Source organism: Tissierella carlieri (assembly GCF_018917285.1).
Taxonomy (GTDB): Bacteria; Bacillota; Clostridia; order Tissierellales; family Tissierellaceae; genus Tissierella; species Tissierella carlieri.
The window spans coordinates 26,777-40,018 of record NZ_JAHLOH010000046.1; the positions used below are offsets into that span (position 1 = coordinate 26,777).

General features: G+C 31.7%; 15 protein-coding genes and 1 riboswitch. Of the genes, 5 read left to right on the top strand and 10 right to left on the bottom strand.

The window, feature by feature from the left end; genetic code table 11:
• Window positions 1–39: 39 nt before the first annotated feature.
• The 10 genes from deoC to KQI38_RS16095 form a co-directional block, all read right to left on the bottom strand.
• Window positions 40–690 carry a deoxyribose-phosphate aldolase gene (gene deoC / locus KQI38_RS16050; RefSeq protein WP_094900731.1) on the bottom strand — a complete coding sequence of 217 codons (651 nt, stop codon included), beginning with the start codon at window positions 688–690 and terminating at the stop codon, window positions 40–42.
• Window positions 691–706: 16 nt separating this feature from the next.
• The gene (gene pduL, locus KQI38_RS16055; protein WP_216561202.1) at window positions 707–1,279 is read right to left on the bottom strand and encodes a phosphate propanoyltransferase; all 573 of its coding nucleotides are present in this window, start codon (window positions 1,277–1,279) and stop codon (window positions 707–709) included.
• A 70-nt stretch (window positions 1,280–1,349) separates the two neighbouring features.
• Complete coding sequence (aroA, locus tag KQI38_RS16060; RefSeq protein WP_246565891.1) at window positions 1,350–2,591, bottom strand: 3-phosphoshikimate 1-carboxyvinyltransferase; 1,242 nt, start codon at window positions 2,589–2,591, stop codon at window positions 1,350–1,352.
• Window positions 2,592–2,663: 72 nt separating this feature from the next.
• The gene (gene aroB, locus KQI38_RS16065; protein WP_216561204.1) at window positions 2,664–3,698 is read right to left on the bottom strand and encodes a 3-dehydroquinate synthase; all 1,035 of its coding nucleotides are present in this window, start codon (window positions 3,696–3,698) and stop codon (window positions 2,664–2,666) included.
• Between the two features lie 4 nt (window positions 3,699–3,702).
• Complete coding sequence (gene aroC / locus KQI38_RS16070) at window positions 3,703–4,827, bottom strand: chorismate synthase (RefSeq protein ID WP_246565892.1); 1,125 nt, start codon at window positions 4,825–4,827, stop codon at window positions 3,703–3,705.
• Between the two features lie 181 nt (window positions 4,828–5,008).
• On the bottom strand, window positions 5,009–5,602 hold the full coding sequence (locus KQI38_RS16075) for a flavodoxin family protein (protein WP_216561206.1): 594 nt from the start codon (window positions 5,600–5,602) through the stop codon (window positions 5,009–5,011).
• A gap of 9 nt (window positions 5,603–5,611) precedes the next feature.
• Window positions 5,612–6,148, bottom strand: a complete 537-nt coding sequence (locus tag KQI38_RS16080; protein WP_216561208.1) for a folate family ECF transporter S component — start codon at window positions 6,146–6,148, stop codon at window positions 5,612–5,614.
• 67 nt (window positions 6,149–6,215) lie between these two features.
• Window positions 6,216–6,309, bottom strand: a riboswitch (THF riboswitch).
• Window positions 6,310–6,326: 17 nt separating this feature from the next.
• On the bottom strand, window positions 6,327–6,944 hold the full coding sequence (locus tag KQI38_RS16085; protein ID WP_216561210.1) for a hypothetical protein: 618 nt from the start codon (window positions 6,942–6,944) through the stop codon (window positions 6,327–6,329).
• Window positions 6,907–7,587: a TIGR01906 family membrane protein gene (locus tag KQI38_RS16090; protein WP_216561212.1), complete on the bottom strand. Its 681-nt coding sequence runs from the start codon at window positions 7,585–7,587 to the stop codon at window positions 6,907–6,909. Before KQI38_RS16090 ends, KQI38_RS16085 begins: the two co-directional genes overlap by 38 nt.
• Window positions 7,588–7,685: 98 nt before the next feature.
• Window positions 7,686–7,859, bottom strand: a complete 174-nt coding sequence (locus tag KQI38_RS16095; protein ID WP_094900714.1) for a hypothetical protein — start codon at window positions 7,857–7,859, stop codon at window positions 7,686–7,688.
• Between the two features lie 312 nt (window positions 7,860–8,171).
• Here KQI38_RS16095 and KQI38_RS16100 point away from each other — a divergent pair, with 312 nt between their 5' ends.
• The 5 genes from KQI38_RS16100 to KQI38_RS16120 are packed head-to-tail and all read left to right on the top strand — an operon-like array spanning window position 8,172 to window position 13,122.
• On the top strand, window positions 8,172–10,517 hold the full coding sequence (locus tag KQI38_RS16100; RefSeq protein WP_216561214.1) for a xanthine dehydrogenase family protein molybdopterin-binding subunit: 2,346 nt from the start codon (window positions 8,172–8,174) through the stop codon (window positions 10,515–10,517).
• Window positions 10,504–11,340, top strand: coding sequence for an FAD binding domain-containing protein (locus KQI38_RS16105; RefSeq protein WP_216561216.1), 837 nt, complete (start codon window positions 10,504–10,506; stop codon window positions 11,338–11,340). The genes KQI38_RS16100 and KQI38_RS16105 overlap by 14 nt, the downstream gene beginning before the upstream one ends.
• Window positions 11,341–11,811, top strand: coding sequence for a (2Fe-2S)-binding protein (locus KQI38_RS16110; RefSeq protein ID WP_216561218.1), 471 nt, complete (start codon window positions 11,341–11,343; stop codon window positions 11,809–11,811). It begins immediately after the preceding gene.
• 17 nt (window positions 11,812–11,828) lie between these two features.
• Window positions 11,829–12,404: a nucleotidyltransferase family protein gene (locus KQI38_RS16115; protein WP_216561219.1), complete on the top strand. Its 576-nt coding sequence runs from the start codon at window positions 11,829–11,831 to the stop codon at window positions 12,402–12,404.
• Window positions 12,397–13,122, top strand: a complete 726-nt coding sequence (locus KQI38_RS16120; protein ID WP_235601282.1) for a zinc dependent phospholipase C family protein — start codon at window positions 12,397–12,399, stop codon at window positions 13,120–13,122. Before KQI38_RS16115 ends, KQI38_RS16120 begins: the two co-directional genes overlap by 8 nt.
• Window positions 13,123–13,242: the final 120 nt, after the last annotated feature.

A 13,242-nucleotide genomic window follows, 5' to 3' on the forward strand; every position in this document is an offset into this window, starting at 1 on the left:
TTCAAATTTTATAACAAGAAAAGGAAAATATTTATTTTTTTAGATTTCTTTTGCTATTTTAACACCAGAGCTAGTTCCCAATCTAGTAGCACCTGCTTCTATCATTTTCTTTGCGGACTCCAAATCTCTAACTCCTCCAGATGCCTTAACTTCTAATTTATCTCCTACTACAGATTTCATCAACCTTACATCTTCTACAGTTGCACCGCCTGTGGAGAATCCCGTTGATGTTTTCACAAAATCAGCTCCTGCTTCCATAGAAAATTCACAGGCCTTAATTTTTTCTTCATCAGTAAGAAGGCATGTCTCTATTATTACTTTTACTATTGCTTTACCTCTAGATGATTCCACCACAGCTTTTATATCATCTTTAACAGTTTTATAATCTTTTATCTTTAAAGCTCCTATATTAATTACCATATCTATTTCATCAGCACCATTGTTTATTGCATCTATAGCTTCAAAAGCTTTAACCTCTTTTGTATTGGCACCTAATGGAAATCCTACAACAGTCGCCACTTTTACATTTGAATTCTTTAAAATATCCTTACAAAATTTTACATAATAAGGATTTACACATACAGCAGCAAAATTATTTTCCATTGCTTCTTTACATAAAGTTTCAATCATATCTTTTGTGGCTTCTGGCTTCAATACAGTATGATCTATCATTCCTAATATATTTACCATCATGTCACCTCCAAAGTTATTTGACTAACTCCACCAAATCCCCATTCTTTATTCCTGCTGCATTTCCTTCTTCTACATCAACATGCATTTCAAGAGCAAAATCTTCAGATACTCTAACTAATACATTATTAAATACTAAACCTCTTTCTCCACCTACTTTTATACTTACTATATCTTTATCTGCTACCCCAAATTCTTCTCCATCACTTGTGTGCATATGAATATGCCTTGCTGCTACTATGATGCCTTCTGATATTTCGACCTCACCCTTTGGACCAATAAGTTTTGCCCCTGGAGTACCTTTAATATCACCAGAATTTCTAACCATTGGTTTTACACCTAATGCAAAGGCATCTGATATTGATAACTCAAATTGAGTGTTTGATCTAACTGGTCCTAATATTCTTACGCCCTTTAATATGCCTTTCGGTCCTACAACGTCAACCTTTTCATCACAGGCATATTGCCCTGGTTGAGATAAGTCTTTCATCTTTGTCAATTGATATCCTTCTCCAAATAAAATATCTAAATCTTTCTGGCTTAAATGTATATGTTTATTTGATAAAGCTATTGGTAATTGTGTTCTCATTTTTCTTCATCCTCCTATAAATTATGTATCCTAGATTTATTATAAAACTTTGTCCCAAAAAAATCAAAGACTATTCCAATATCTCCCACATGGTCTCATAGAAATTAGGATATGATATATTTACACATTGAGTATCTATAATCTTCGATTCTCCTATTATATTTAAGGCTGCTATAGATAGAGCCATTGCAATTCTATGATCATTATAAGTATTCACATTGGTCGGATTTAAAGATTTTTTCCCATTTACTATTAATCCATCTGACAACGCTTCAATGTCAGCACCCATTTTCCTCAGCTCATTAACCATAGCCTTTATCCTATCAGTTTCTTTATATTTAAGCTCTTCTGCATTTCTAATTATTGTAGTACCTTCTGCAAAGGCAGCAGCTACAGCTATTATAGGAATCTCATCAATTAACCTTCCTATAATGTTTTCATCTAATTTAATTCCTTTCAATGGAGAGTAGGAAACATGTATATCTCCAATAGGCTCATTATTTATAGTTCTTATATTTTCTATCCTGAGATTTCCTCCCATGGCCTTTATTACATCAATAATCCCTGATCTCGTAGGATTAATTCCCACATCTTTAATGACAATAGAGGAATCTTTAATTATACTAGCTCCTACTATAAAAAATGATGCAGAGGAAATATCTCCAGGAACATAAATTTCCTTGCCTTTAAACTCCCCTTGCCCAAAATATTCAAGCATTCTTTCGGTATGATCTCTAGTTGTTTTTTTCTCTATAACTTTAGTCTTTCCTTTGCTGTAAATAGAAGCAAGGAGAATAGAAGACTTCACTTGAGCACTAGCAATAGGTAACTCATATTCAATTCCCTGCAATCCATCTGAAGGATAGATCCTAAGTGGGGGATATTTATTTTCTTCCCCTTTAATATTTACCCCCATTTTGGTTAAGGGAATAATAATTCTATCCATTGGTCGTTTACTTAAAGAATCATCTCCTATAAGAGTTGAAGAAAATTTTTGCCCCCCTAGTATTCCAGCTAACAACCTCATTGTAGTACCTGAATTGCCACAATCTAGAGGTTTATTAGGTTTTTCTAGGCTATATATCCCCTTGCCTTGAATTCTCACCCTATTCTCTTTTCCATCGATATCTATTTTAATACCCATTTCTCTAAAACATTCAATTGTTCTTAAAGTATCTTCAGATAATAAAACATTTTCAATAGTCGTTTCTCCTTTAGAAATGGAGCCAAGCATTACCGCCCTATGAGAAATAGATTTATCACCTGGTATTTTTATTTCACCTCTTAAAGCTTTTATTCCTTCTATCTTCAAAATCTACACCCTTTCAACTATAAAAAATTTATTTTCAACTGGTTTTATAACTCATAGGAAAATTCTCATAAATTATTCCTTTTTATAATCATTTAATATTGCTTTTATAATAAGTTCTTCTTCTACATCATAAAATATATTTACTTTACCCCTTCCTACAGGTAAAATAAAGGAAATCTTCCCATATTTATTTTTCTTATCGTTCTTCATATATTCTAAAAGAATATTTATTTCATCATTACTAAAGATTATTTGTTCCACTAAAGGACTCAATACTTTTATGATTTCATTATAATATTCCTTATCTATAAGATTTCTTTCATAGGCAATATTGCTTTCATACATCATACCAAGTATAACTGCCTCACCATGATTATATTTTGTATATCCAAAAAAAGATTCTATACTATGACCAACAGTATGTCCAAAGTTTAGGTTTTGCCTAATACCAGCATCTAATTTATCTTTCTCTACCATAGACAATTTTATTTTTATAGATTTTTCTATAATAAATGAGAGTACCTTCATATCTCTACTATAAACTTTATTCATATTTCTCTCTATATATTTAAAAAAATTATAATCCTGGATTAAGCCATATTTAATTATTTCTCCAAGTCCACAGGTGATTTCTTTTTCTGGCAATGTATGAATAAAGGAAGTACAAATTAAAGTTATTAAAGGAAAATGGAAAGAACCTATTATATTTTTATGGCCAGAAAAATCTATTCCCGTCTTACCTCCTATACTGCTATCAACTTGAGATAATAAAGTTGTAGGAATCTGAACATATTCAATCCCTCTTTTGTATGTCGCAGCAGCAAAACCTGCTAAATCCCCTACCACTCCACCACCTAGACAAAGAATCCTACCTTTTCTATCAATATTCCTTTGGATTAATAAACTATATATATTGGATAATTCCTCTAGGTTTTTGCTGGCTTCCCCTGAAGGAATTATATATATTTCTTCTCTCCCCTTTAATAAATTCTCTAATTCTTCTTTATATATATTATATACATTCTCATCGGTTACAAGAATAAAATTATCATCAATCAAATATTGATATAATTCTTCCCATATATTATCTACCTGTTTCCACACCATTTCATTACCTGCTTTCTAAATATTTAAGATAATTATTATAATTTATCTTAATCTCCTCTAAAAAATCTCCTCCAAATTTTTTAATTAATTCGTCTGCTAATATATATGCTACCATGGACTCGGCAACTATACTAGCAGAAGGAACTGCACATGTATCTGACCTTTCAAATTGTGCAATTGCTTTCTCTTTAGTCAGCATATCCACAGTCTCTAAAGGTCTCTTAAGAGTAGGTATTGGCTTCATAGCTGCCCTTATAACTATATCTTCTCCGTTTGATATACCAGCTTCTATTCCCCCCGCATTATTTGTTCTTCTCTTATACCTATTATCATCGTAGAGAATTTCATCATGAAATTTGGACCCTAAGGCTGATGCTGCAATACCCCCTAATCCAAATTCAATACCTTTTATCCCCTGTATACTTATACATGCTGCTGCCAGTCTTCCATCTAGTTTTGTATCCCAATTAGCATGACTACCTAATCCTATAGGAATATTACTGGCTATAATTTCTATAATCCCACCTAATGTGTCTCCATCTTCTTTTGCTTCTTGGATTTTATTTATCATTTTCTTCTCAGAACATTTATCAATTACTCTAATACTTGACTGATCAACTCCAGTAAGCTCCCTAATTTCCAAGCCATTGTAATAATCAATATTTGAATTTACACCACCTATATTTATAACATGACTGTAAATATTTATATTAAATTCTTTTAATAGGAGTTTACAGATACTGCCTAAGGCTACACGCATAGCTGTTTCTCTTGCCGATGCTCTCTCTAGAATATTCCTGCCACCCTTTTGATTATATTTTAATGCACCTGCTAAATCTCCATGACCTGGCCTTGGTTTGGTAACCTCTACCAACTCAATATTTGTACCTCTATTTTTAATGGATATAGTAATAGGACTTCCCGTGGTAAAATTTTTACTTACACCTGATAATATATTTACTTCATCACTCTCTATTTGCATTCTAGCTGATCTACCAAACCCCATCTGCCTCCTTTTCAAGTCTTTATTTATATAATCTATATCCAGATATAGATTAGCAGGTATTCCATCAATTATGCCTACAAGAGATTCACCATGGGATTCGCCAGCCGTTAAAAATCTTATCATTTTTTACACCTCCTTATATAAGAAAAGCTTTTAATGTCATATTAGAGAATGCTTTTATTGACCAATGCATAAGCGATTTGCCCGGAATCAAAAATTTAAGTGATCTGCTTAAAATTCATTATGGTCAAGTTCTTGATATGAAACATTAAAGTAGAACTTTCCTATTCGTTATAAAAAACTTCTACCTGTGAAGGTAGAAGTCTTTTATGTTCCAAATATTTTTGCCTATTTCATATAATTCTTCCTTAACATCTAATCTTTTATCTACAGGCTCCTCATCTGTATTAGATATAAAATAGTTTCCTTTGTAATTAGCATTTATAGCCTTAAAAAAATAGTCCATCACAGCTATAGAGCCATTAAACTGATTATATGCAAAGGGAGCTCCGCCTGTAGCTAAAAACACACCTGTCCTCTCTTCATTTCGCTTGTACTGCTTACCTAAAGAGTATTTTAAGGACCAATATTTTTGGCATCTATCTATCATATTTTTTGTCACCCCATTTACTGAGTTAAAATAAATAGGTGCTGCTAATATTATTATATCACTATTATCAAAGCCTTCATAAATAGAACTCATATCGTCTTTACTTACACAGGCTTCTATCTTTCCGCAATAATCGCATCCAGTACAAGGATTTATTTTTTTATCAATTAAATATATTTTGTTAATTTCATAATCATTTTCTCTAATTCCATCTAATAAAAATTCTAATAAGTTATCTGTATTTTTTCCTTTCCTAGGACTACCAACTAAAGCTAATACTTTTTTCATTTAAACCTCCTAGAATGCTACAATGTTTTTAAGATATTTTATCAAGTAAGTGATAATCATACTTTGAATTGGTATATTAACTAAAGCTGTTAGAATTCTACTTGGTAGTATCACAATAATACCTTTGTTATATAACTGAGATAGCCAGTAAGTATTTAAACCCAAAGATATTATTATATAACATGTGCTAACCATAGCAAAAACTCTTAGTATCGAGAATGGATTGCTCTTTGTATCTTTTCTTCTGAAATAGAGAACATAAAGCCCTGGTATTATACCCCATAACATAGAACTTAAAGTGAATCCAAAATGAGGTGGTCCTTGAGGATTAACCATAATACCTATTAGATCTGCAGCTGCTCCAGATATTCCCCCAACTATTGGTCCAAATAACATTCCACTCAACATTATTGGTAACTCTCCAAAGCCTATTCTCAAAGTCGGAAGCACCATAATAGATGCAAATCTTGTCAATGCAATTGACAACGCCACTAGAAAAGCTGATTGTGTTAGTATCCTTGTGTCTATTCTTTTACCATTTTTCATTTGTATCCTCCTTTCTCTTGTTAGTGACAGCAACTGTCACACTAAAGATGAGAGGATTCTTTAATGGTCCAGCGGACGCGGTAAAGAATCGCAGAATTTAATCCTTCGTTTAAGGGCAACTTCCCATCCCTTAACACTTAACGCTCTTTACCTACTCTGTCTTACTAACTACACATTATTATACATCATTATCTCTGCTAAGTAAATCTTTATTGTCCTTCTTCCTAATATACTCAGTTAAATTATAAGATCCTATAAAACTTGCCATAAGAAAAGAAATTACACCCATTACTTTATAATATGTTGGGTAAGTAGAAAAATAAGCAGTGATATAAAACACAATAAATAAAAAATATAATTTAAATATTTTATCTTTACTTAGAAAATTGAAGCTTGATTTTAACTCTGATTTTTTTTCATAATATCTATTTATAATATAGTCCTCTATATCCTCGTCAGCTGACAATACTTTTTCTTCTTCAAGTTTTATTTTATACTCATTTTTAAATTCTTCTATTTTTTTACGCCTAATTTCTAGGCTTATTTTTTTTATATATATACCCATAAACATTGCAATAACAAATGATAATATTAAAGAAATGATAAAATTATTTATTAATCTATTTAGTATTAAAACTAAAAGGATTAAAATGCCTACTCCTAAAGATATTTTATCCATAATGTCTGCCCGAGTAGTTTTACCTTTTTTTATCTGCTTAGTATAAAAATTATTTAATACTCTCTGTTCTTCCTTATCTTTACGATTCTCTTTTAAATAACTTAAATCCTTTTTCATTTTTCTCTCTCCCTTTCTTAGTTGCAGCATATCCTATACCTTGTATTGTTGCCACAAAACCTAAAAAAGATAACCCTATACTAGTTGCTATAGAACTAAAAAATTCTTCAGGTAACATTTGTATTAGCAAATCAGTTTGAGGATCTAATAACCAAAGATCATTCGTAAAAAATATATAATGAAAATAAGTAAAGTACTTAGTGAAATCAAAGTATATCATGATCCCGAGAATACCAATAAAAATCAAATTAACAAAAAGACCTTTATAAATCCACTTTCCTACTAATTTTGTCTCTCCTATCAATACAAAATAAATTATTAGTCCAATGGATAATATAATAGCTATATATTTTAATATAAATCCATATTTAAATAAGACTTGCACATCTCTCATATGTAGTATTTCTCGTTGATTAAAATTAGGCTCTAGGATTTCATCTCCAGCCTTTCCCCTTAAATAAATGAATATATCATTAGTTATACTTTCAAGTTGAAAATATTCTTTTCCGGTAACTTGTAGAATATCATGTGCAAAATAAGCCCTCCTATAATGTTTTATATCAAATATATGCTGCTCTGCTGCTATTAAAAGACATGATAAAGATAGAGAAATAACTAATAAAATCAGTAGTATCTTTTTCAATTCCATTCCTCCTGCATAATATGTTTTATATATAATATCATATTTTTATTACAAATAAAAAGGATTGAAGAAAATATAATCCCTCAATCCTCCTAAAATTATGACATCGCCTTTTCCAATTTATCTAAATATTTTATTGGAAAAACCCTGAGTAGCTCTTTATATTGTTCCACTGATAAGCCTTGAACAGTTGTATATATTTCAATTTTTGTATCCAAGTCTGCAGCTATAAACCTTTCTTTTATCTCTTGGAAAGTTTCATTTGTTTCCATACATTTACCTCCTTTTCATAATTCTATGCTTATATAGTTCTATACTTATTATGTTTAATACTTATTCTTTTATACGAATATCTAGTTATTCAATTGCATTTTTTATAACCCATTAGGAAAGCTTCAACTTGTCTCTGATTCTTTGAAAAGAGCTTAACCTCAATAAATTTAAAAGAAGTTACTAAATTAATGTTTTAATAAAAACTTTTTATTTTCAAGGGTAGTTGAAATCATAGACTTTTGAATACTTTAACTTTACATGGCAATAATATTTTAGTAATAATAATTTTACATAAGTAGGAGGAAAGTTCTATGCCCAATATGAAAAGGATCGGAGTCAGCACCATACGAAAAGAAGCTTGGGATAAAGTTACAGGTACTGGAAAGTACAATGGCGACACCTTAACTCCTGAAACTTTACATGGAAGAATATTAACAAGCACTCATGCCCATGCCATTATAAAATCCATCAATATTGAAGAAGCTTTAAAGTCAAAAGGTGTTCAAGCCATAATTACTGGTGATTATACACCTGTATTAGTTGGATCTATTATCAATGATAGACCACCTATTGCAAAGGATAAAGTTAGATATTTTGGTGAGCCTGTGGCAATAGTTGTAGCAAATAGCGAACAAGAAGCTGCGAAAGCTCTAAAACTTATTAAAATAGAATATGAACCACTACCTATAGTTAATTCCATATCTGATGCCTTAAAGCCAAATGCTCCTCTTGTACATGAAAATCTAGGATATTATTATTGTCCTGATACTCGAGTATATCCTGTATCTCATACAAATATAGCAGATCATGTGAAGATAAGAAAAGGCAATATGGAGGTTGCTTGGGGAGAGTCTGATATTGTTATTGAATCTGAATTTTTCCTTCCACAGTCAGACCACTTAGCTATGGAAACTAGAAATTCTAATGCTCAGATATTACCAAATGGAAATACAATTATACACACATCAACACAAGGTCCCTTTGCAGTTAAAGAAGAAATAAGTACTCAATATCAAAGCTCTGAGGGTAATGTTATAGTTCGTGTTCCATTAGTAGGAGGTGGATTTGGCGGGAAGGCTAGTGTACAAATGGAATTTCTTGCATATCTTGCCTCTTCCGCAGTTGGCGGTAGAATGGTTAGAATGGCAAGCCCTAGGGAAGAAGATATATCCACTTGGCCATCTAATATTGGAACTAAAGCTAAGCTTAAATTAGGGGCAACAAATGATGGTAAAATTAAGGCATTAGAATGTCTATACTATGTTGATTGTGGGGCATATACTGGGACTGGTCCTCGTATGGCAAAATCCATGGCCACTAACTGTTCTGGTCCATACAATATTGAAAATATTCATTGTGATTCTTATAGTATCTATACTAACCACTGTTATGTTACATCATATCGTGGTTTCGGCCATGTACAGCTTACTTTTCCCATTGAAAGAATCATTGATAAACTAGCATTAGCACTGAACATGGATCCCTTTGATATCAGAATGAAAAATGCAATAACAGAAGGAGATACCTCACCTACACAAGCCAAGATAACACTTAGCAATGTGGGAAATCTCAAAGCTTGCCTTAACAAATTAAAAGAGAGTATTAATTGGGAAGAAGGTCAATTGATAAAAACTGAAAAAAATACCATTATAGCTAAAGGTATTTCATGCTTCTGGAAATCTCCTAATTCTCCTACTAATGCTACTTCTGGTGCCGTGCTTACATTGAATGCCGACGGTAGTATTAATCTAAACTTTGGGGCTACCGAAATTGGACCTGGTATGAAGACGACTTTAGCTCAAATACTTGCAGAGAAAATGAAAATGGACATAAATGATATTCACGTCTATATGGATGTAGATACTCAGATAAGCCCTAAGCATTGGAAAACTGTTGCAAGCATGACAACATTTATGGTTGGAAATGCTGTTATAAATGCCGCAGATGATTTGATAAGACAATTGAAGGAAGTAGGTGCTGCGGCTTTAAAATGCTCTCCTGATGATTTAGACATAGAGGAACAAAAAGTATATTCAAAAGATGATCCTACTAAATTCATTGGATTTAAGAATTTAGTACATGGCTACAAATATCCTAATGGTGAATCCATATATGGTCAGATGATTGGAAAAGGCAATTATATTATGAAACAGTTAACCAAATTAGATAAAGAAACTGGCATAGGTAAACCAGCTGTCTCTTGGTCTGTAGGTGCTCAAGCAGTGGAAATAGAATACAATCCTAAAAATTATTCCTATAGATTGCGAAAGGCCGCTACAGTCATAGATATAGGTAAGGCAATCAATCCTAAGGCTGCAAAGGGAGTAATCATGGGTGGCATGAGTATGGGATTAGGTTTAGCAACTAGAGAGGAGTTTGTCTACAATTCTATGGGCATATTAGAAAATACTTCCTTAAGAACTTATAAACTATTAAGATTTGGAGAAAATCCAGAATATATAGTTGATTTCGTGGAGACACCCGATACAAATGCTCCCTTCGGTATAAGAGGCATAGCAGAACATGGCATACTTGGAATGCCTTCTGCTTTTGCCAATGCACTATCCTTAGCAGCAGAAGCTGAATTTGATACTTTACCTATCTCACCAGAATCCATATGGAAGACTAAGACTGGAGGTAAATATGATACCATTTGATTTTGAATATTATAAGCCAACTACAGTTGAAGAGGCCATAGAACTATTTAATAATCTTATATCCCTTGGCAAAAAGCCCATATATTATGGAGGCGGAACAGAATTTATATCTATGGCGAGGATGTTTAATAGATATGCTGATGCAGTGATAGATATTAAAGGTATTCCAGAATGTAATACATTTGAACTCAAAAACGGTAATTTAATAATTGGCTCTGCTGTAACCTTGACCAATATTGCAGAAAAGAATTATTTTCCGCTTCTTAGCTTAGCAGTTAAAAGAATAGCAGACCATACAATACAGGACAAAATTACATTAGGTGGAAATTTACTGGGCACCATTATATACAAGGAAGCTATTTTACCTCTCTTACTATCTAATAGTAGAGTAGTCATTCAAGGAAATGTATGTAAAAAGACTGTTCAAATAATGGATTTGTTCGATAAAAAACTTCAGCTTTCAGAAGATGAAATTCTAGTTGAAGTAATAATAGATGCAAGATTCCTTTCTCTGCCTTATAGTCATGTGAAAAGAACTAAAAACGAAAAAATAGATTATCCATTAATCACAATGTCCGCATTAAATGATAATGGTAAGGTTCTCGTTGCCTTTAGTGGCTTATGCGAATACCCTGTTAGATCATTGGAAATTGAACGAATCCTAAATGATACTTCAATATCTAGGGATGAAAAAATTAAAAAGTCAATTGAGAATATACCTGGTAAGATACTGAATGATATTAGTGGTTCTTCAGAATATAGAAAATTCATACTGCATGACATGCTATCTGAGTTATTTGATAAATTTAAGGAGGTAGGCTAAATGCTAGAGATACTGAATCCTACTGTTTTAACTTTAAATATAAATGGAGAGGATAGAGAGGTGCTTACGAAGCCTTCTGATACCTTACTGTATACTCTTAGAGCTAAACTAGGTCTTACAGGAACAAAGCCTGGATGTGAAAATGGAGATTGTGGAGCATGTACAGTTCTAGTAGATGATTGGCCTATAAAATCCTGTCTAATGCTCACAGTAGAGGCTATAGGAAAAAAAGTTCTGACTATAGAGGGATTAAAGGACGCACCAATCCAAAAAGCTTTCGTCGAAAACTTTGCTTTTCAGTGTGGCTATTGCACTTCTGGATTTTTAATGGTTTGTCATTCACTATCTAAAATCCACCCTGATGCTAATGATACAGTAATACAAGAATGGCTTCAATCAAACTTATGTAGATGTACAGGATATGCAGAAATTGAAGATGCTATAAAATCTATACTAACTGGTAGAGTTTAGTAATAAAGGAGATAAATATGAATGTTGAAGGAATAGTACTAGCAGCTGGATTATCATCAAGGGTTGGTATAAATAAATTACTATTGGATATTGATGGGAAAACTGTAATAGAACAATGCATTCTTGGAATGTATGATGTATGTTCAAGGATCATAGTTATAGGTGGCCATAAAGTAGAAGATATAAAAAAAATATTATCCAAATATCCCAAGGTTGAGCTAATATATAATCCAGATTATCTAGATGGAATGTTTAGTTCAGTAAAAAAAGGAATATATAATATCAAAGGAGAAAAGTTTTTTCTAACTCCTGGTGATTATCCTATTATTAATAAAAAAACATATAAGGATATGCTAAATATAGATGAGGATATAGTCATTCCAGTCTATAATGGAAAAAGAGGTCATCCATTACTAATGAAATCTTATTTAGTCAATAAACTGCTTAGTAATAATTCCTATAAGACTTTACGAGACTTCATTTCTATTAATAAAACCGCTTTTCTTAATGTTAATGATCTTGGAATATTAATGGATATCGATACCATTGAAGATTATAGTGAAATTAGTAAATTATACATGGTAGGTGATTAAAATAGATTTCATAGAAACAACATATGATTATATTTTGAAAACAGTTTTTGGTATTGCGAATCCCATAAAAAAATCAATTATGAAAACTCATTGTAAAGTTCATAAGTTTATTAATATCCATGCTTTAAATATTCTCAAAAATGACAAATACTTAGCAGAGTATAATTTCTTTAGCAGCTTTATTCTGGACATGAATCAAGGTGCTGTATGGGCAGATCAAGATTTCAAAAGCTCTAACCATTTCTACAATCCTTATAAAAAAAGAGGATTATATGGAAGAAGGTCCGCCATGGACTTAGGTATAGACTATTATCAAGAAGCCCTATCTTTATGGGCTAAGGGAGAATTTAATAAATCATTATTTTATCTAGGGGCTACTTTGCATATTATTCAAGATATGACCATCCCTCAGCACGCTAATATTCGTTTATTAGATGATCACCATCAGTATGAATCATATGTTAAACATACCTATGAATATATTAAAGAATTTCAAGTTGATAAGGGAACATATCTTCTAGATTCTATTGAAGATTACATAAGATTTAATTCAAGAGTAGCTCTTAAAATCTATAGAAGATTTAAAAAAATTCCCGATGATGAAAGTCGCTTCTATCGAATTAGTAGATGTGGTCTTCCATTAGCAGAAAGAACTACTGCTGGAGCGATGATTATATTTTATAACGATATTTTCTCAAATGAAAAATTTAAAAATTAAAAAGTAGAAATAAAAGAAGTTTAATTTACTATCTCGTTCACATGGAGATAAGAAATGTTTTAAAACTTCAAAATATTTATTAAGGTAAAAATATAAGATGTAAAATGGCTAGCCATTTTA